Source organism: Kineosporiaceae bacterium SCSIO 59966 (assembly GCA_020881835.1).
Taxonomy (GTDB): domain Bacteria; phylum Actinomycetota; class Actinomycetes; order Actinomycetales; family SCSIO-59966; genus SCSIO-59966.
In genome coordinates, this window is the sequence record CP052876.1 from 1,894,597 (window position 1) to 1,912,606 (window position 18,010).

18 protein-coding genes are annotated in these 18,010 nt (G+C 74.7%); 6 read left to right on the plus strand and 12 right to left on the minus strand.

What is annotated here, in order from left to right; translation table 11 throughout:
* Window positions 1-28 precede the first annotated feature (28 nt).
* The 7 genes from HJG43_08755 to HJG43_08785 form a co-directional block, all read right to left on the minus strand.
* Window positions 29-739 carry an endonuclease gene (locus tag HJG43_08755; GenBank protein ID UER54613.1) on the minus strand — a complete coding sequence of 237 codons (711 nt, stop codon included), beginning with the start codon at window positions 737-739 and terminating at the stop codon, window positions 29-31.
* A 9-nt stretch (window positions 740-748) separates the two neighbouring features.
* Window positions 749-1,729, minus strand: coding sequence for an ROK family glucokinase (locus tag HJG43_08760; protein ID UER55845.1), 981 nt, complete (start codon window positions 1,727-1,729; stop codon window positions 749-751).
* Window positions 1,726-2,667 carry an ROK family glucokinase gene (locus HJG43_08765; GenBank protein ID UER54614.1) on the minus strand — a complete coding sequence of 314 codons (942 nt, stop codon included), beginning with the start codon at window positions 2,665-2,667 and terminating at the stop codon, window positions 1,726-1,728. Before HJG43_08765 ends, HJG43_08760 begins: the two co-directional genes overlap by 4 nt.
* A 10-nt stretch (window positions 2,668-2,677) precedes the next feature.
* Window positions 2,678-3,157, minus strand: a complete 480-nt coding sequence (locus HJG43_08770) for a hypothetical protein (GenBank protein ID UER54615.1) — start codon at window positions 3,155-3,157, stop codon at window positions 2,678-2,680.
* Window positions 3,154-4,347, minus strand: a complete 1,194-nt coding sequence (locus HJG43_08775; protein UER54616.1) for an ArsA family ATPase — start codon at window positions 4,345-4,347, stop codon at window positions 3,154-3,156. Before HJG43_08775 ends, HJG43_08770 begins: the two co-directional genes overlap by 4 nt.
* A gap of 8 nt (window positions 4,348-4,355) precedes the next feature.
* Window positions 4,356-4,799 (minus strand): SRPBCC family protein, encoded by a 444-nt coding sequence (locus HJG43_08780; protein ID UER54617.1) that lies wholly within the window; start codon window positions 4,797-4,799, stop codon window positions 4,356-4,358.
* Window positions 4,800-4,871: 72 nt separating this feature from the next.
* Complete coding sequence (locus HJG43_08785; GenBank protein ID UER54618.1) at window positions 4,872-5,222, minus strand: hypothetical protein; 351 nt, start codon at window positions 5,220-5,222, stop codon at window positions 4,872-4,874.
* A 166-nt stretch (window positions 5,223-5,388) separates the two neighbouring features.
* On the opposite strand from HJG43_08785, the gene HJG43_08790 reads away from it, so the two are divergent.
* The 3 genes from HJG43_08790 (at window position 5,389) to HJG43_08800 (ending at window position 9,621) form a co-directional block, all read left to right on the plus strand.
* Window positions 5,389-7,194 (plus strand): long-chain fatty acid--CoA ligase, encoded by a 1,806-nt coding sequence (locus HJG43_08790; GenBank protein ID UER54619.1) that lies wholly within the window; start codon window positions 5,389-5,391, stop codon window positions 7,192-7,194.
* A gap of 103 nt (window positions 7,195-7,297) precedes the next feature.
* Window positions 7,298-8,998 carry a GAF domain-containing protein gene (locus HJG43_08795; protein ID UER54620.1) on the plus strand — a complete coding sequence of 567 codons (1,701 nt, stop codon included), beginning with the start codon at window positions 7,298-7,300 and terminating at the stop codon, window positions 8,996-8,998.
* Window positions 8,995-9,621: a response regulator transcription factor gene (locus HJG43_08800; GenBank protein UER54621.1), complete on the plus strand. Its 627-nt coding sequence runs from the start codon at window positions 8,995-8,997 to the stop codon at window positions 9,619-9,621. The genes HJG43_08795 and HJG43_08800 overlap by 4 nt, the downstream gene beginning before the upstream one ends.
* 64 nt (window positions 9,622-9,685) lie before the next feature.
* Here the strand turns inward: HJG43_08800 and HJG43_08805 are convergent, their stop codons facing one another.
* The 3 genes from HJG43_08805 to HJG43_08815 all read right to left on the minus strand — a co-directional run bounded on the left by HJG43_08805 (window position 9,686) and on the right by HJG43_08815 (window position 12,508).
* Window positions 9,686-10,750 carry a glycosyltransferase family 4 protein gene (locus tag HJG43_08805; protein ID UER55846.1) on the minus strand — a complete coding sequence of 355 codons (1,065 nt, stop codon included), beginning with the start codon at window positions 10,748-10,750 and terminating at the stop codon, window positions 9,686-9,688.
* Between the two features lie 80 nt (window positions 10,751-10,830).
* Window positions 10,831-12,312 (minus strand): hypothetical protein, encoded by a 1,482-nt coding sequence (locus HJG43_08810; protein UER54622.1) that lies wholly within the window; start codon window positions 12,310-12,312, stop codon window positions 10,831-10,833.
* Window positions 12,284-12,508 carry a hypothetical protein gene (locus HJG43_08815; protein UER54623.1) on the minus strand — a complete coding sequence of 75 codons (225 nt, stop codon included), beginning with the start codon at window positions 12,506-12,508 and terminating at the stop codon, window positions 12,284-12,286. Before HJG43_08815 ends, HJG43_08810 begins: the two co-directional genes overlap by 29 nt.
* 143 nt (window positions 12,509-12,651) lie before the next feature.
* Here HJG43_08815 and HJG43_08820 point away from each other — a divergent pair, with 143 nt between their 5' ends.
* The 3 genes from HJG43_08820 to HJG43_08830 all read left to right on the plus strand — a co-directional run bounded on the left by HJG43_08820 (window position 12,652) and on the right by HJG43_08830 (window position 16,203).
* On the plus strand, window positions 12,652-14,469 hold the full coding sequence (locus HJG43_08820; GenBank protein ID UER54624.1) for a DEDD exonuclease domain-containing protein: 1,818 nt from the start codon (window positions 12,652-12,654) through the stop codon (window positions 14,467-14,469).
* Between the two features lie 18 nt (window positions 14,470-14,487).
* Window positions 14,488-14,772, plus strand: coding sequence for an Lrp/AsnC ligand binding domain-containing protein (locus tag HJG43_08825; GenBank protein UER54625.1), 285 nt, complete (start codon window positions 14,488-14,490; stop codon window positions 14,770-14,772).
* A gap of 453 nt (window positions 14,773-15,225) precedes the next feature.
* Window positions 15,226-16,203, plus strand: coding sequence for an aldo/keto reductase (locus HJG43_08830; GenBank protein ID UER54626.1), 978 nt, complete (start codon window positions 15,226-15,228; stop codon window positions 16,201-16,203).
* Between the two features lie 290 nt (window positions 16,204-16,493).
* Here HJG43_08830 and trpD read toward each other — a convergent pair whose 3' ends face one another.
* Window positions 16,494-17,516, minus strand: a complete 1,023-nt coding sequence (trpD, locus tag HJG43_08835; protein UER54627.1) for an anthranilate phosphoribosyltransferase — start codon at window positions 17,514-17,516, stop codon at window positions 16,494-16,496.
* A 4-nt stretch (window positions 17,517-17,520) separates the two neighbouring features.
* Window positions 17,521-17,961: a response regulator transcription factor gene (locus tag HJG43_08840; GenBank protein UER54628.1), complete on the minus strand. Its 441-nt coding sequence runs from the start codon at window positions 17,959-17,961 to the stop codon at window positions 17,521-17,523.
* Window positions 17,962-18,010: the final 49 nt, after the last annotated feature.

Consider the following 18,010-nt stretch of genomic DNA (forward strand, 5'->3'; position numbering starts at 1 on the left):
GTCGGCACACCCCGCAGGGGCCGGGGGCTCAGCGCGGCAGCCGCACCGTGGCCGCGACCGGCAGGTGGTCGCTGGCCAGCAGCACGTCACCGGGGTCGACGCCGTCGGGCGACCCGTGGCCCAGCACGTCGAGGACCGGGTCCACCAGGACGACGTCGATGCGGTGCCGAGGCCGGCGCGCCGGAAAGGTCGGCAGTCCGTCGTCCGCCGCGGGGTCGGCGACCACCGCGCCCAGGGCCTGCCAGGACGGCCCGCCGGGTGGCTCGTTGAGGTCCCCGGCGACCACCACCGGCAGCCCGACGGAGCGCACGTGCTCGAGGACCCGGGCGACGTGGTCGGCGCGTTCGGCGTCGTCCAGGCCGAGGTGGACGCCGACGACCAGGACGGGGCGGGTCCCGGGCAGGGCGACGACCGCGGACACCGCGCCACGCGGCCGGGTGAACCGGCCCGCCACCGGCAGCCGGACGGCGCTCGGCCGGCTGACGTCGGCCCGCACCCGGGCCAGCAGGGCCGTCCCGCCGGAGGCGCGACCGCCGGTGACGTAGAGCATCCCGGCCCGGCGGGCCAGGTCCGCGATCCGGTTGCGGCTCAGCCACGTCCGGGGCGCCTCCTGCAGGCAGACGACGTCGGCGTGCGCCGAGCGCAGCACCCGGTAGACGGCGAGCGGGTCGCCACGCAGGTCGCGCACGTTCCAGGTCATCACCCGCAGCGCCGACGGGGCGTCGTCCTCGCTGGGCACGGCCGGACGCTACCGGCCGTCCAGGACGGCCCGACGGGCGAGGTCGGCCATGCCGACGACGCCGGCCAGCGGGCCACGTTCGGCGGCGACGATTCGCGCGGGCGGGCGGTGCCCGCGACCGGTGAGGGTGCGGGCGAACGCCGCCCGCGCCGGCTCCAGCAGCAGGTCCCCGGCAGCGGCGACCCCGCCGCCGACGACGAACGTGCCCGGGTCCAGTGCGGCGGCCAGGTTCGCCAGGCCGGCACCCAGCCACTCCCCCACCTCGGTGACCAGCTCGCCCGCTGCCGGGTCGCCGTCCGCCGCGGCCTGGGTGACCACCTCGCCGGTCAGCTGCGCGGGGTCGCCGCCGGCCCGGTCGAGCAGGGGCTGGGCGGACGGCGACCCCGACGCCAGCAGGGCGCGGGCCTCCCGGCCCAGCGCCCGACCCGAGGCGTACTGCTCCCAGCAGCCGCGGTTGCCGCACTCGCACCGGTGCCCGCCGGGGACGACCACCATGTGCCCGAACTCTCCGGCGAGCCCGTACCGGCCCCGCTCGAGGCGGCCGTCGATGACGATCCCGCCACCGATCCCGGTGCCGAGCGTCACGCAGACCAGCCGGCTCTCGCCCCGACCGGCCCCGAACCGGGCCTCGGCCCAGGCGGCCCCGTTGGCGTCGTTGTCCACGAGCACGGGCAGGTCGATGCGCTCCTGCAGGACCTGCTGGAGGGGCTCGTCGCGCCAGGCCAGGTGCGGGGCGAACAGCACCCGGGCCCCGCCCGCGGAGACGAACCCGGCGGCGCCGACGCCGACGGCGACGACGGCCTGCCGCCGGCCGGTCGCGGCGGCCCGCAGCGCGGCGACTGCGCCGACGATGCGGTCCTCGACGAGCTGGACGTCGCTGCCCGGCGTGGCGCGCCGGTGCCACCCGCGCACCGCGCCGTCCTCGTCGACGAGCCCGGCGGCGATCTTCGTGCCGCCGATGTCGACGCCGATCGCGAGGGCCACGGTCAGCGCAGGCGGGCCAGGTCCGCGGCGCCGATCACGCCGGCGTCGTTGCCGAGCAGGGCCGGCACGATCCGGGGCTCCGGCCGGTACCCGCGCGCGGTGAGCTGACGGCGGAACGCCGCGCGGGTCGGCTGCAGCAGCAGGTCCCCGGCCGCGGACACCCCGCCGCCGACGACGATGACGGCCGGGTCGAGGACGGCGACGATGCTCGCCAGCCCCTCCCCCAGCCAGCGCCCGAGGTCGGCGAGCAGCTCGATGGCCGCTGGGTCGCCCTCCTCCGCGGCCTGGGTGACGTGCGGTCCCTCGATCCGCTCGGGCCTGCCGTCGGCCAGCTCGAGCAGCCGGGCCGCCATCGGGCTGTCGGTGGAAGCGAGCTCGCGGGCCTCCCGGACCAGCGCCCGCCCCGAGGCGTACTGCTCCCAGCAGCCGCGGTTGCCGCAGCCGCAGCGGTGGCCGTCGGGGACGACGCGGACGTGCCCGAGCTCGGCGGCGAAACCGGCGTGCCCCCGCAGCAGCCGGCCGTCGGTGACGACGCCGCCGCCGAGTCCGGTGCCGACAGTGACGAGGACCATGTCCTCGATGTCCCGGCCGGCGCCGTGCCGGAACTCCCCCCACGCCGCGGCGTTGGCGTCGTTCTCCACGACGACCGGCAGGCCGGTGCGTGACTCCAGGTCGCGGCCCATCGGCTCGTCCCGCCAGGCCAGGTTCGGCGCGAAGACGATCGTCGACCGGTCCACGCCGACGAAGCCGGCGGCGGCCACGCCCACGGCCTCGACGTCGTGCTCGGCGACGAGCTCGGCGACGGCGTCGGCGGCAGCGTCCTCGATCGCGGTGACGTCGTTCGCCGGGGTCTCCCGGCGGACCGTGCGGACGACCCTCCCGGCCTCCGTCACCAGCCCGGCAGCGATCTTGGTGCCGCCGATGTCGAGTCCGATGGTGTGCACGGGTGCCCCCTCAGTCGTCCCGGACGGTGATGTCGATGTGCTGCAGGCGGGCGTCCCGCGGCGGCGGCTGCCCGGCGGTGCCCGACGGCGTGGCAGCGGGGCCGGTGCGGCCGGCGGGGTCGGTGGCGTCAGCCGGGCCGGCAGGGTCGGTGGTGGCGGCGCGGCCGGCGGGGTCGGTGGTGGCGGCGCGGGTGGCCGCGACGACGTCGGCGACGGCCGCCGCCAGCGAGGCGGCGGCGTCCGACAGGTGCTGGAGGGTCTGCGGCCGCAGGCTCTGGACGACGGCGATCGCCTGGCACAGCGGGCAGACCCGGCACGCCGCCGGGGTGGCGGTGTGCTCGTGCTGGCCGTCGGGCCCGGCCCGCTCACCGGCCCGCTCACCGGCCCCCTCACCGGCACTGGCGGACCAGGCCGAGGCGGCGTCCTGCAGGGCCGAGACCAGCCGGGCCGCCTCCTCGGCGAGGCTGCCGTGCGGCGGTGTGGCGCTCACCAGGTCCTCCACAGCGCCGGGTCCGGGCGGAACCGGACGCCCAGGACGCCCTGCCGCAGCACGGCGCCCTGGACGTCGCAGCGCCGCAAGGCGGACGGCAGGGTGAGGTGACGGCGGTACGGGCCGACGGTGACGACGAGGTCGTCGCCGTCACGGGCCAGGTCGACGTCCTCGCCCCGGGCGTCCGGCAGGCGCAGCTCCAGCACGAAGTCCTGGCCGTCCCGCTGCACCTGGACCGGCGGGGGCCTCGGCGCAACCGCCAGCGGGTCCCCGGCCGCCGCGCCACCGGGGTACAGCCGGCCGGCGAGGTCGGCGAGCGCGTCCACCCCCACCGGCTCGGCGGGCAGGTACGGCCCGGTCACGACCGGCAGCGGCCCCACCGCGGCCCGGACGGCGCTCAGCTGCTCGGCCTGCGCCCGGGCCCACGCCGACCGCCACGGGTCCGCGCCGTCCGGCACGAGGCGGTTGACGACGACGCCGTCGACGGCGAACCCGAACAGGGCCAGCGACGTCAGCGTGCGTCGGGCCTCCGCCACGGCCACGGCCTCTGGCGTCAGCACCACCCGCACCGAGGTGGTGGGCGCGGTCAGCACGGCGTGCACGTCGGTCAGCTCGCGGCGCAGCCGGTCCACGGCCCCGAGGACCGCCTCGGACGGCAGCGGCAGCCCGCCGGCCCGCTCCAGCACTGGCCGGACGGCGCGGGCGATCCGGCGCTCGGCCGGCACCGCGGCGTCCAGGTACCAGGACAGCGACTCGGGCAGGGCGAGCAGCCGAAGGGTCTCGGCGGTGGCCCCGCAGTCGACGACGACGAGGTCCCACGGCCCGGTCCGCACCTGGTCGCGCAGCTCGAGCAGGGCGAGGACGTCGTCCACCCCGGGCAGGACCGTGAGCTCCTCCGCGGCGACCGGCTCGACCCCGACCGCGTCGAGGACGGCGAGCAGGTACTCCCGGACGCCCTGCCAGGCCCGGTCCATCCGGGTCCGGGGGTCCGCGTGCTGGGCGAAGAGCCCGGGCTCGACCTCGGTCGGCTCGGCCCCGACCGGGACGCCGAGCGCGTCGGCGAGGGAGTGCGCCGGGTCGGTGGACAGCACGAGGGTCTTCGTGCCGCGGCGGGCGGCGTGCAGCCCCGTGGCGGCCGCCGTGGTGGTCTTGCCGACGCCGCCCTTGCCGGTGAGGAGGATGACCCGCACGGACGACGTCAGCCCTCGGCCCGCTTCTTCAGCTCCTTGAGCGCGGTGTCGATGACGACCTTCTCCGCCCTGCGCTTGAGCATGCCGAGCATCGGGATGCGGACGTCGACGGTGAGCCGGTAGGAGACATCCGTGCCGTCGCCGTCCGCCACCAGCTCGTACTCGCCGTCCAGCCGGGTGATGACCTGCGCCTCGACCAGCCGCCAGGACACGGTCCCGGTGCCGTCGGGAGCGACGTCCCACGTGTAGGCCAGGGTGTACGTGTCGCTGACCGGCCCGCTGTCCACGACGAAGCGGGCCTGCTCCGGGCGGCCGTCGCCGTCACGGGCCAGCACCTCGACGTCCTTCATCCCGTTGGCCCACTGCGGGTAGGCCTCGAGGTCCGCGATGACCGCGAGCACGTCGGCCGGCGCGGCGTCGACGTGCGTGCGGGACTCGGTGCGGTCGGCCATCGGCCCGGCTCCTCCGGTCACGGGTGGTGGGCGGGGCGCCCGTGGTGCGCGGAAGGCTACCGCGCACCACCGTCACAGCACCGAGCCGACCAGGGCGAGCAGACCGAACCCGACAGCGCTGACGAGCACGGTGCCCACCAGCATGACGGCGACTCGCGAGCCGGGTGTCGCGACGAGTGCGGACAGCCGCGGCGAGGGCGTCGGGCGCCGCTCGGCGGCGGCGAGCTCGGCGAGCAGCCGCTCGGCGTCCGGGGCCCCTGGCTGGTCCGTGACCGGCACCGTCACCGGAGCCGGTGCGACGTCCGAGGCCCCGCCACCGAGCGGTGCGTAGCACTGGGTGCACCACTGGGCGGTGGCGGCGTTGCGGGCCGCGCACTGCGGGCAGCGGTCAGCGGCTGGCGGGCGGTCGTCGTCCCTGGTCATCTCCCGAGCCCCATCGTCAGCCGGACCGGCGGACTTGAACGACAGCGCCGCAGGTCACAGCCGGAAGCGCCACAGGTCACAGCGCGGTCACAGGTCTCCCGTTCGTCAGTGGCGGCCGCTAGGGTCACGAGCAGGATCGCTCGCCCTCTCGGAACTGGAGTCCCCCGTGCGTGAAGTGCACGTCCCGCTGCTCGTCGAGGTCGACCCGTCGTCGAACCTCACCGACCTCGTGGTCGACAACGCGGTGTCCGACCCGCACAAGGTGGTGTTTCGCCGGCCGGTCGCCGACCGCTGGCAGGACGTCACCGCCCGGGAGTTCCTCGCCGAGGTCACCGGGCTCGCCAAGGGGCTCATCGCCGCCGGGGTACAGCCCGGCGACCGGGTGGGGCTGATGGCCCGGACCAGGTACGAGTGGACGCTCATCGACTTCGCGAACTGGTTCGCCGGTGCGGTCACGGTCCCCATCTACGAGACCTCCTCCGCCGAGCAGGTCCAGTGGATCCTCGGCGACTCCGGCGCCGTCGCCTGCTTCGTCGAGACCTCCTCGCACGCCGCGACGGTGGCGAGCGCGCGGGACAAGCTGCCCGCCCTGCGCGACGTCTGGCAGATCGAGAGCGGCGCGGTCGCCGAGGTCACCGCGGCCGGCACCGAGGTCGACGACGCCACGGTGGAGGAGCGACGCCGGATCGCCGGCCTGCACGACCTGGCGACGATCATCTACACCTCGGGCACGACCGGGCGGCCCAAGGGCTGCGAGCTCACCCACGGCAACTTCGTCGTGCTGTCCAAGAACGCCGTGGCCCGGCTGCACGAGGTCGTCGACTACAGAGTCGACGACACAGAGGCCTCGGCCCTGATGTTCCTGCCGCTGGCCCACGTGCTGGCCCGCTTCATCCAGGTCCTCAACGTCGCCGCGGCGGTGACGATGGGGCACACCCCCGACGTCAAGAACCTCATGCCTGACCTGGCGAGCTTCCGGCCCACCTACGTGCTGGCAGTCCCCAGGGTCTTCGAGAAGGTCTACAACTCCGCGGAGCAGAAGGCCGAGGCCGACGGCCGGGGCAACATCTTCCGCCGGGCCGCCGCGGTCGCCATCGACTACTCCCGGGCGCAGGACTCCGGTGGTCCGGGCCTGGTGCTGCGGATTCAGCACGCCGTCTTCGACCGGCTCGTCTACGGCAAGATCCGACAGGCCCTCGGTGGCCGTGCGAAGTACGCGATCTCCGGCGGCGCACCGCTCGGGGAGCGGCTGGGTCACTTCTTCCGCGGCATCGGTCTCGTCGTCCTGGAGGGCTACGGGCTCACCGAGACGACCGCACCGACCAGTGTCAACACCCCGGACCTCATCAAGATCGGCACGGTGGGGCCGCAGCTGCCCGGCAACTCGGTGAAGATCGCCGACGACGGGGAGATCCTGATCAAGGGGCCGCACGTGTTCCGCGGCTACTGGAACAACGAGGCCGCGACGAAGGAGGCGTTCGACGAGGACGGCTGGTTCAAGACCGGTGACCTCGGCGAGCTCGACGAGGACGGCTTCCTGCGGATCACCGGGCGCAAGAAGGAGATCCTCGTGACCGCCGGCGGCAAGAACGTCGCCCCCGCAGCGCTCGAGGACCGGATCCGCGCGCACCCACTGGTCGACCAGTGCCTGGTCATCGGGGACCAGAAGCCGTACATCGCGGCTCTGATCACCCTCGACCCGGAGATGCTGCCCACGTGGCTGTCGAACCACGGCAAGCCGGAGATGACCCCGGCCCAGGCCGCCCAGGACCCGGACGTGCGGGCGGCGATCCAGTCGGCCATCGACGAGGCGAACGCCTCGGTGTCGCGGGCCGAGTCGATCCGCAAGTTCGAGATCCTGCACAGCGAGCTCACCGAGGGGTCGGGTCACCTCACCCCGTCACTGAAGCTCAAGCGCAGCGAGGTGCTCAAGGACTTCGCGCACAAGGTGGACGAGATGTACAAGGGCTGACCGCTCGCGGTCGGGCCGTCGGACGGCGACTTGGGGCAATCGGCTGACAGCGCCGCAGCCGCCGATCATGCTGGTGGGGTGTGGGGGGAGGTCCGATCACGTCATGCCGTCCACGACGAACGGCCTAGAGCGCTGGGCACGGGAGCGAGTGACGCTGCCCGACCTGCCGGGCTGGGTGCGGATCGGCCTGTCCCTGCTCGCGCTCGTCGTCGCCGCCGCGCAGGGGTCCCTCATCGAGGTGCTGCCGTGGGCGCTCGGGCTGGTGGTCCTCGAGGTCGTCGCGGCGCAGACCACTGCGAACCGGCGGCGGCTGCAGGTGCTCAGCCTGCAGACCGGGCTGGTGCTGCTCGCGGTCGTCGTGGGCTACCCGGGACACGCCGCCCTCCTCCCGCTGCTGCTCGTGCCCGCCTTCCGCGCCGGCGAGCAGCACGGGCTGCGGGCCGGGCTGGCGACGTCCGGCGTGCTCGCGGCAGTGACCGTCGGCAGCGCCGCAGCCGCCACCGCGTGGCACTTCACCACGTCCGGACCGTGGCTGCCCGCCGTTCAGTGGTCCGCCCTCGCGCTAGCCATCGCCCTGCTCGGTGGCTGGGCGTACGGCGCGACCGCAGGCGTCGACGCGCAGCGCCGCACCGAGGCGGCGGCCGAGGAGGCCGGCCTGCTGCTGGGGCGGCTGCGGGACCTGGCACGGCGGCTCCCCGCGGGGTTCGACGTCCCCGCCGTCGCCGAGATGCTCCTCGACACGGCCCTGGCCGCTGCACCAGCCGAGCGGGCCGCCGTCCTCGTCCAGATCGGACCCGACGAGGTGAGCCCGGTCGTCGTCCGGGGCGCCGACCGCGTGCCCTGGCGGGACCCGGTGAAGGAGCAGGGCACCGCGCACGAGGCCTGGGTGTCACGGCGGACCGTCCACGACGTCCGGGAGGCGGACGCCGCAGGCCGGCGGACGGGATCCGCCGTGCTCGTCGTGCCCGTGGCCGACCGGGCCGACGAGCTGCTCGGCGTGCTCATTCTCGAACGACTCGCCGCCAGGCCGTTCTCCGCCGAGGAGGTCCGGGCGGTGGAGGGCGCCATTCGCACCAGCGCCCCTCGGCTGCACGCCGCGATGGCGTTCATCGAGCTCCGTACGCTCAGCGAGGTCGCAGAGCGGGAACGACTGGCCAGAGAGATGCACGACGGCGTGGCCCAGGACCTCGTCGCCCTGGGGTTCGGACTCGACCTCGTCCAGCGCCGGCTGCGCCAGCGTGACCCCGAGCTCGCCGGGGAGCTGCTCGCCGTCCGCCGACAGCTCAACCAGACCATCCAGGACATCCGGTACTCCATCGCCGCGCTGCGCACCTCGGTACGCCCCGAACGGGGCCTTGGCGCTGCGCTGTCCGCCGCCGTGCAGAGCCTGGGCCCGGCCACCGGTGCCGCGGTGACCTCGGAGCTGAGGGAGTCGCCGTTCCGGCTGCCGGCTCACGTGGAGTCCGCGCTGATGCGCCTGGCGCAGGACTTCCTCACGGCGGTGCGCGGCGACCCGGGCGTCACCCGGGTGCACGTGGCGCTGCGGACCGACCCTCCGGCCGCCGAGCTGGAGCTGCGCCACGACGGCAGGGCGCGCTGGGAACCGGCACCGGAGTTCGCCGCCGCGCTCGCGGGCCTCGGCGGGCGGATCACCACGACCGGGGCCGCTCAGGGCTGGGTCACCGCGCTGCGGATCGGCCCCGTCGACGCGGCCGCGGAGGACGGCGGCCTCCAGCCAGGGGTCGCAGGCGAAACCGCCGGGACCGCACGACCCGGGCCCGAGAGGACGGATGCGTTGCGATGACCCGCATCCTGCTGGTGGACGACCACACCGTGGTACGCGGCGGGATCCGCGCGATCCTCGACGCCGAGGAGGGGCTCGAGGTCGTCGCCGAGGCGGACGGCGTGCAGAGCGGGTGGACGGCGCTGCTGGACGCGCGGCCCGACGTCCTCGTCTGCGACGTCTCCCTGGGCGACGGCAACGGGCTCGACCTGTGCCGCCGCGCCCGGCGGGAGATGCCCCGACTCGGCATCGTCGTCCTCACCATGCACGGCGACGACGACACCCTGTTCGCGGCCCTGGAGGCCGGCGCCACGGCCCTCGTCCTCAAGAGCGCCGACCTGGACGACGTCGTCTCGGCAGTACGCCGGGCAGCCACCGCCCCGGACACGTTCTCCGCCGCCGACCTGGCGGCGGCGGTGCGCCGGCGAGCCACCGACGACCGGCCGCGGCTGACACCCCGGGAGTCCGAGGTGCTCCACCTGCTCAAGGACGGTCTGTCCATCCACCAGGTGGCGCGCCGGCTCTACCTGTCGGAGTCCACGGTCAAGACCCACGTCGCCAAGGTCTACGACAAGCTGGGTGCGACGAACCGGGCCCAGGCGGTGATGAACGCCGTCCGGCTGCGGCTCATCCCCTCGGACTGAGCGCCGCGCTGCTCGGGCTGGCGGTCGTCGCCGCGACGATGCAGCTGGTCGGCGGGCCGTGAGGTCAGACCGGGTGGCCGGCGAGCAGGCGCTGCAGCCGGTCGGCCTGCTGGGACCACGACCACTTCTCCAGGACCCACTGGCGACCCCGGCGGGCGAAGTCGGCGGCGAGCCGGCGGTCGAGCAGCAGCCGGGTGACCCGGTCGGCGACGTCGACCACCCGCCGCCCGTCGACGACGAACCCGTTCTCGCCGTCCAGAACGGCGTCCGGAGCACCGCCTGAGCTGCCGGCGACGACCGGCAGTCCCGCCGCGGCCGCCTCCAGGTAGACGATGCCGAGCCCCTCGACCTCCAGCCCGCCGAGCCGGGTCCGGCTCGGCATCGCGAACACGTCCCCGGCGGCGAAGTGGTGCTGGATCTCCCCCCACGGCACCCGCCCGGTCAGGACGACGTCCCGCTCCAGGCCGAGCTGGCGGACCAGGCGCTCGACCGTCGGCCGGTGAGGGCCGTCCCCGACGAGGAGCAGGGCGGCGTCCGGGACCCGGGCGCGAATCAGCGGCAGCGCCCGGACCAGCACGTCCTGTCCCTTGCGCGCGACCATCCGGGACACGCAGACGACCACCGGGCGGTCCTGCAGCCCGTGCCGGGCTCGGACGACGGTCCCGTCGACGTCCGGGTGAAAGACCTCCGGGTCGACGCCGGGGGTCAGCTGGACCATCCGGGCCCGGGCGGCCGGGCTCAGCGCCGGGGCGATGCGCGAGCGGGTGGACTCCCCGAGGTAGGTGACGACGTCGGTGCGGTCCCCGATCGCGTGCAGGGCCTGACGGGTCCCCGGGACCCCGGCCCACCACACCTCGTGCCCGTGCGTGGTGGCGACCGCCCGCCGCACGCCGGCGGCACGCAGGGTGGGGGCCATCAGGGCCAGCGGTGCGGCGGCGCCGAACCAGACCCGGTCGCAGCCCTCGGCGCGGGCGAGGTCGGCGGCCCGGTGGGCGATCGCCGGGGTGGGGACCATGAACCGGGAGGAGTCCCGCACCACGGGGGCGTCGAGGTGTGCGTCGAAGGCCCGGTCACCGGGTTGGCGAGCGGTGTGCACGACGACCGACCCGGGCGGCATCCGCTGCACCATCGCCAGCACGAACGACTCGATCCCTCCGGTCCGCGGCGGGAAGTCGTTCGTGACGACGAGGGTGCGCACGAGGCGCCACCCTACGAGGCGAGCTGAGTGAGGTACGCCTGCCACTCACGGGTGAACGCGGCCTCGTCAAGACCGAGGAGTGCGGTCAGGGCCTCGTCGACGGGGGTGCCCGCGGCGACGGTCCGGTAGAGGCCGACGAGCGCCTCCTCCCCCCAGCGCACCGCGACGAGGTCGGCGGCCAGCCACGACCCCGAGTAGGCGGGGGCGATGTCGCCGTGGGAGGGGTCGAAGTCGAGCCGGGTCGGCAGCGCCGCGGGCAGCTGGCCGGCGCGGACCCGGTCGAGGACGTCCTGGGCGATGACCTGCTTGGCGACCCCGGTCTCGCGGTAGGCGACGTGGTCGGCGAACCCCTCACTGAGCCAGATCGGCACCGCCTCGGTCGTCGTCGCCCGCGTGGCGACGTGCGTGATCTCGTGGGTCAGCACGACCCGGCGCCCGAGCGGACCGAGCTGGTCGAACCCGGCCGGGTTCACCACGATGCGGTCGGCCGACTCCCCCGGGTCGTCGAGCCCGACCTCACCGGTGGTGACGGCGGCGATCTGCTCCAGGCCGGCGTCGTCGTCGCGCAGCAGCAGGCGAGCCATCTCCTCCTGGCTGCGGGGGACGAGGACGACGACGGTGCGCGGCCAGTCGCCGCCCCAGACCGCGTCGACGCGCACGGCGGCGTCGTCGGTCTCCGCGGCGTAGCGAGTGAGGTCCGCCACCGGCGCGGTGCCGAGCACGAGCGAGCGCTGCCCCCGGACCACGTGCACCGGCCCGAGGTCCCACAGGTCCGGGGCGGTGTCGCCGTCCTGGTCGTCGGCGACGAACCAGTCGTCGCCCCGGCGGACGAGGGTGAGGTGCTGCTCCCGGCGGACCTCTCCGGTGACGGTGCCAGCAGTTCCGGCGGGACCGGCGGACCCGGCGGACTCGGCACCGGCGGGCCCGCCGGTGCCGGTGTCCAGCCGGTAGACGAGCACGACGCGGGCGACCCAGGCCTCGGGTCCCAGGACGGCGCGCCGCTCGGCGGACAGCGAAGGTCCCTCGCCGGCGTACTCGTACCGCCAGTCGGCCAGCGGCACCTCGGCGAGGTGGTCGAGGACCTGTGCCTGCCGGGCGGCGAACTCTCCGGCGGCGGGGTCGACCGTCGCCAGCCAGGCAGCGCGGTCACGGCGCAGGACGGCGTCCGCCCGGGCCGCCAGCAGCTCGTCGAGCGCCTGCAGGCGCAGCGCCGCCGGGTCGACCGAGGGGGTGAGGGGCCCGACCGTGCCCGGAGCCGACGGTCCCGCGCCGGTGCCGTCGCCGGACCCCGGCGCGGTCGCGGCTCCCGACCTCGCACTCGACTCACCGCCCGGCCCGAGTCGGACGGCCCCACCGCCCAGCAGCAGGCCAGCGACCACGAGCAGGGCGGCGAGCGCCGCGGTGACGACGACCGCGACCGAGGGACGGGCCCCACCCTCGCCGCGGTGCCCGGGCCGCACCCGCTCAGCCGGCCCGCGCCGCACCCCCTGCACGCCGCTCATCGTAGGTTGCCGGCACCAGTCGCAGCGGCGGCACCAGCCCAGAGTCGGCGAGCACGCCGATCGCGGCGCGCTCCTCGTCGTCCAGGACCACCGGCGCCTGCGACTCGGGCCGGTCCAGCAGCACGGTGACGACACAGTCGGCACAGGCCACGTCCCGCACCACGCAGGTCTCGCAGTCGATGAGCACGTCGCGCGCACCTCCTCGTGCCGGGCGGGCTCTCCGCGCCGGCCCGACGGACGCTAGGCGGGACCACCGACAACGGTCTCCGGACGGTCTCGACCGCGTGGCGGTCCGCGGGGTTGTCGGTGGTCCCGCCTAGCGTTCCGGCCATGACCTCGTCGGTGCTCGCGCGGCCCTCCTCCGCCGTCGCGCGTGGCGGCGTGCCGGTCCAGACCACCCTGGACGAGCTCGGCACGCCGCTTCGCGACACGACCTTCGTCGTCGTCGACCTGGAGACCACCGGCGGGTCGCCGCAGACGAACGGCATCACCGAGATCGGCGCCGTCCGGGTGCGCGGCGGAGAGGTCCTCGGGGAGTTCCAGACGCTCGTCAACCCCGGGACCCCGATCCCGCCGTTCATCGCCCTGCTCACCGGGATCGACGACGCGATGGTCGCCCGGGCGCCGCGGATCGAGCAGGCGCTGCCCGCGTTCCTCGAGTTCGCCCGTGACAGCGTCCTGGTCGCGCACAACGCCGGGTTCGACGTCGGCTTCCTCAAGGCGAACGCAGCCCGGCAGGAGATCCCGTGGCCGGGCTTCGAGGTGCTCGACACCGTCCGGATCGCGCGGCACGTCGTGACCGACGACGAGGCGCCGAACCGTAAGCTCGCCACCCTCGCCCGCCTCTTCGGCGCGACGACCACGCCCACGCACCGCGCCCTGGACGACGCACGGGCCACGGTCGACGTCCTGCACGCGATGATCGCCCGACTGGGCAACCTCGGGGTGACCTCCCTCGAGGAGCTCACGACCTTCACCTCCCGGGTCACCGCCGCGCAGCGGCGCAAGCGGCACCTCGCCGAGTCACTGCCGCACGCCCCTGGCGTCTACACGTTCAGCGACGACCGCGGGCGGGTGCTCTACGTGGGCACCTCCAAGGACATCCGCACCAGGGTGCGGTCGTACTTCACGGCGTCGGAGACCCGCAGCCGGATGGCGGAGATGGTCTCGGTCGCCGCGGCCGTCACCCCGATCGTGTGCGCCACCGCGTTGGAGGCGCAGGTACGCGAGCAGCGCCTCATCGCCGAGCACAAGCCGCGGTACAACCGCCGGTCCCGCCACCCGGAGCGGGCACCGTGGGTCAAGCTGACCGCCGAGCCCTTCCCCCGACTGTCCATCGTGCGCACGGTGGGCCCGGACGCGGAGCGCGGGGCGCAGTACCTCGGTCCGTTCGGGTCGGTCGCGGCAGCCGAGGCGGCGGTCGCGGCCTTGCACGAGGCGTTCCGGCTGCGGCAGTGCACGCGCCGGTTGCCGCTACGCCCCTCCCCCACGGCGAGCGCCTGCGTGCTGGCCGAGATGGGCCGGTGCGGAGCGCCGTGCACCGGAGACCAGTCGCGGGACGACTACGGCGGGATCGTGACCGCCGTCCGGGACGCGCTCACCGGTGACCTGCGGGACGTCGTGGAGTGCCTGCTCGAGCGGATCGCCGGGCTCTCCGCGGCGCAGCGGTTCGAGGACGCCGCCACCCACCGCGACCGGCTGCTCGTGCTCGTCCGGGCAGCCGCCCGCACCCAGCGGATCACTCCGCTGGCCCGCACCCCTGAGCTCGTGGCCGCCCGCCGCGCCGATGCCGGCGGGTGGGAGGTGGTCGTCGTCCGGTTCGGCCGGATGGCCGGGACGACGGTGACACCGGCGGGCCAGGACCCGACGCCCTACATCGAGGCCCTGCGCTCGACCGCCGAGCACGTGACCCGCCCGGTCGGGCCCGTCCCGGCCGCGCACCCAGAGGAGACCGAGACGATCCTGCGCTGGCTGGAGTCCCCGGGAGTCCGGCTGGTGTCCCTCGACGGGCAGTGGGCGAGCCCGGTGCACGGTGCAGGCGCTGCCCGGGCCCGGCTCGACCCGCTCGGGTCCGCCCGGGCGGCCGCCACGCCGTTTCCCGAGACACCGCACTGGGGGGCGGTGCGAGCGCCCCGACGAGCCGGGTGACCGCAGTAGGGTGACGCCGTGATCACCGCCATCGTGCTCATCGACACCGACGTCGACCGCATCCCCGAGGCGGCGCAGGAGATCGCCGAGATCGAGCAGGTCTCCGAGGTCTTCTCCGTCACCGGCGACACCGACCTCATCGCGATGGTGCGAGTGGCCGAGCACGAGCAGCTCGCCGACGTCATCGCCGACCGCGTCTCCAAGATCCCCGGCGTCCGCAAGACGAAGACCTTCATCGCCTTCCGCACCTACTCCCGGCACGACCTCGAGGCAGCCTTCGCCATCGGCCTCGACGGCGACTGACACTCTCTCTCCCTCCCCCCCCCCCCCCCCCCCCGCGATCCGCCGTCCGCACCCCTCTCCCCCCCCTCCGTGATCATGCAATCCCGCCACCCCCGCACCCCCCTCCCCTGATCACCGCTCTTCGTGATCATGCAATCCCGCCACCAGCCCCCACTGCCCGCTCGCGGAATGCTGGGTTGGTGGCACGACACGCCGGCAATGCCGCGCCCAGCTCAGCATTCTGTGGTGATGCTCACCGACCGTGTGCGGTCGCTCGTGTGGCCGTCCACGGAGCCGGCGGTAGCCTGGTGACGTTCGTCGAAGAGCAGGCACTGGTGCCACCGGCGAGCACGAGGCCCTTCGCCGCCGGAACGAAGCGTCCGGCCCCGACGACGCCGCGACGGCGCGCCTCTCACGGCCTGCCCGCAGCCGCGGCTCGGGCCCTGGCACGACCGAGTGGGAAGGGAAGAACGCATGAAGCACGTCACCCTGGGAACCGCAGGACTGGACGTCTCACGTCTCGGCTTGGGCTGTATGGGCATGTCCGCCTTCTACACCGGCAGCGGCACCAGCGACTCCGAGTCGATCGCCACCATCCAGCGGGCAGTGGATCTCGGCGTCACCTTCTTCGACACCGCTGAGATGTACGGGCCCTACACCAACGAGGAGCTGCTGGGACGAGCCCTGGGCCGCCGCCGCTCGGAGGTAGTGGTCGCCACCAAGTTCGGCACCATCTCCCACCGCGCCGGCGACACCCCTGGGCTGGACGGCAGCGCGGAGAACGTGCGGCTGTCGGTGGAGGGTGCACTGAGGCGTTTGAACACCGACTACATCGACCTGTACTACCAGCACCGCGTGGACCCGGCCACCCCCGTGGAGGAGACCATGGGGGCCTTGGCCGAGCTGGTCCAGGAGGGCAAGATTCTTCACGTCGGACTCTCGGAGGCCGCCCCGGAGACCATCCGCCGAGCCCACGCGGTCCACCCGGTGACCGCGCTGCAGACCGAGTACTCGCTGTGGACGCGTGACCCCGAGGAAGAGATCCTCCCCACCGTCCGGGAGCTGGGCATCGGATTCGTGCCCTACTCCCCACTGGGACGTGGCTTCCTCACCGGCACGATCCGCTCCGTGGAGCAGCTGGACGAGCAGGACTTCCGCCGCCACAACCCGCGCTTCGCCGGGGAGAACCTCAAGCACAACATCCGGATCGTCGAGCAGGTCGACGCGGTGGCGGCCGAGCTGGGCGTGAAGCCCGGGCAGGTCGCCTTGGCCTGGCTGCTCGCCCAGGGTGACGACATCGCGCCCATTCCCGGTACCAAGCGGGTGGCTTACCTAGAGGAGAACGTCGCGGCCGACGCCATCGAGCTGACCACCGACCAGCTGGCCGCCCTCGACAAGGTGGCTGCCCCGGTGGGTGACCGCTACGAGGACATGTCCACCGTCAACCGCTAGAGGCCTGCACCCCGGCGGCCGCTCCGGGCCGTCATCCACCGGAGCGACACGGGGTGCGGCTTGGTGGCCCTGGCGGCCCCGTCGGGTCAGGCGCCTGGACCACAGAATGCTGCGCCGCGCACGGCCTAGCCGGCGTGTCGCGCCACCAACCCAGCATCCTGTGAGCCGGACCCGCTACCCGGTGGGTGGCGGGATTGCATGATCACGGAGTTGCCCGGGCCGGGGGTGGCGGGATTGCATGATCACGAGGGGGCGTGCGGGGGTGGCGGGATTGCATGATCACGGGGGGATTACTGCGTGGCGGCGACCCAGCGGTCGAGGACGGCGCGGGCGGCGCCGTCGTCCACGGATCGCTCTGCCTCGGCCAGGCCGGCCCGGAGCCGCTCCGTCAGGTCGCCCTGACCAACCCCGGCGGCCACCAGCGCCGCGGCGGCGTTGAGCAGCACGGCGTCCCGCACCGGGCCGCGTTCGCCGTCCAGGACCCGGCGGGCGACGTCCGCGTTGTGCCGAGCGTCCGCGCCGCGCAGGTCCTCCACGCTCGCTCGGGGCACGCCGAGGTCGACCGGGTCGACGAGCTGCTCGCGGACGGTGCCGCTGGTCACCTCCCACACCCTGGTGGGGGCGGTCGGTGTCAGCTCGTCGAGCCCGTCCTCTCCCCGAAAGACCAGAGCCGACGTGCCCCGCGCGGCGAGCACCCCGGCCATGAGCGGCGCCATCCGCAGGTCCGCCACCCCGACCGCGCAGGCCTGGGGTCGCGCCGGGTTCGTCAGCGGCCCGAGAAAGTTGAAGGCGGTCGGCACCCCGAGCTCACGCCGAGGCACTGCCGCGTGCCGGAACGACGGGTGGAAGACCTGCGCGAAGCAGAACGTGATGCCGACCTCGGTGGCGACCTCCTGCACCCGGGCAGGCGGCAGGTCCAGCCGGACGCCGAGGGCCTCCAGGACGTCAGCCGACCCGCAGGCGGACGACGCAGCCCGGTTTCCGTGCTTGACGACGGTGCGTCCGGTGCCGGCGACCACGAGCGTGGCCATCGTCGAGATGTTCACCGTGTGAGCGCGGTCGCCGCCGGTACCGACGACGTCGACGAGCGGACCGGGGACGTCGATGGGGACGGCGTGCTCGAGCATGGCCGAGGCGAGCCCGTCGAGCTCCGCGACCGTCTCCCCCTTGGCGCGGAGCGCGACGAGGAACCCCGCGAGCTGGGCCGGCGTGGCCCGCTCGGTCATCACCTGCTCCATGGCCCAGGCGGTGTCCGCCGCCGCGAGGTCGTGCCCGGCCAGCAGGTCAGCGATCAGCTGAGGCCAGCTGCGCACGGGCTCAGCCGGCCCGGACGCCGCCGAGGCGGGTGCGAGCCAGCCCGACCAGCGCCTCGGTGAGGTCGAACGGGTCCAGCGGGTGCGGCACCGCGGCGTCCGCGAGCGACCAGGCCGCGAGCCACGCGTCCTGGGGACGCCCAGTGAGGACGAGAATGGGGGGACAGCGGTAGATCTCGTTCTTGAGCTGCCGGCACAGGCCCATCCCACCGGTCGGGGCCGCCTCGCCGTCCAGGACGGCGACGTCCACGAGGCCGGCGTCCATCCGTTCGATGACGGCGGGTGCCGTGGCGCACTCGAACCACTCCACCGGCGGCAGGTCCCGGGCCGGCCGACGGCCGACGGCCAACTGCACCGCGTTGCGGGTGTCGATGTCGTCGCTGTAGAGCAGGACGCGCAGCGGCTGCTCGCGTGCCGGGGGTCCGTCGCCGGGGAAGCTGTCCACGCCCGGGATGCTACCGACCCGGACGGCGCGGACCGCAGGGCACGCCGGA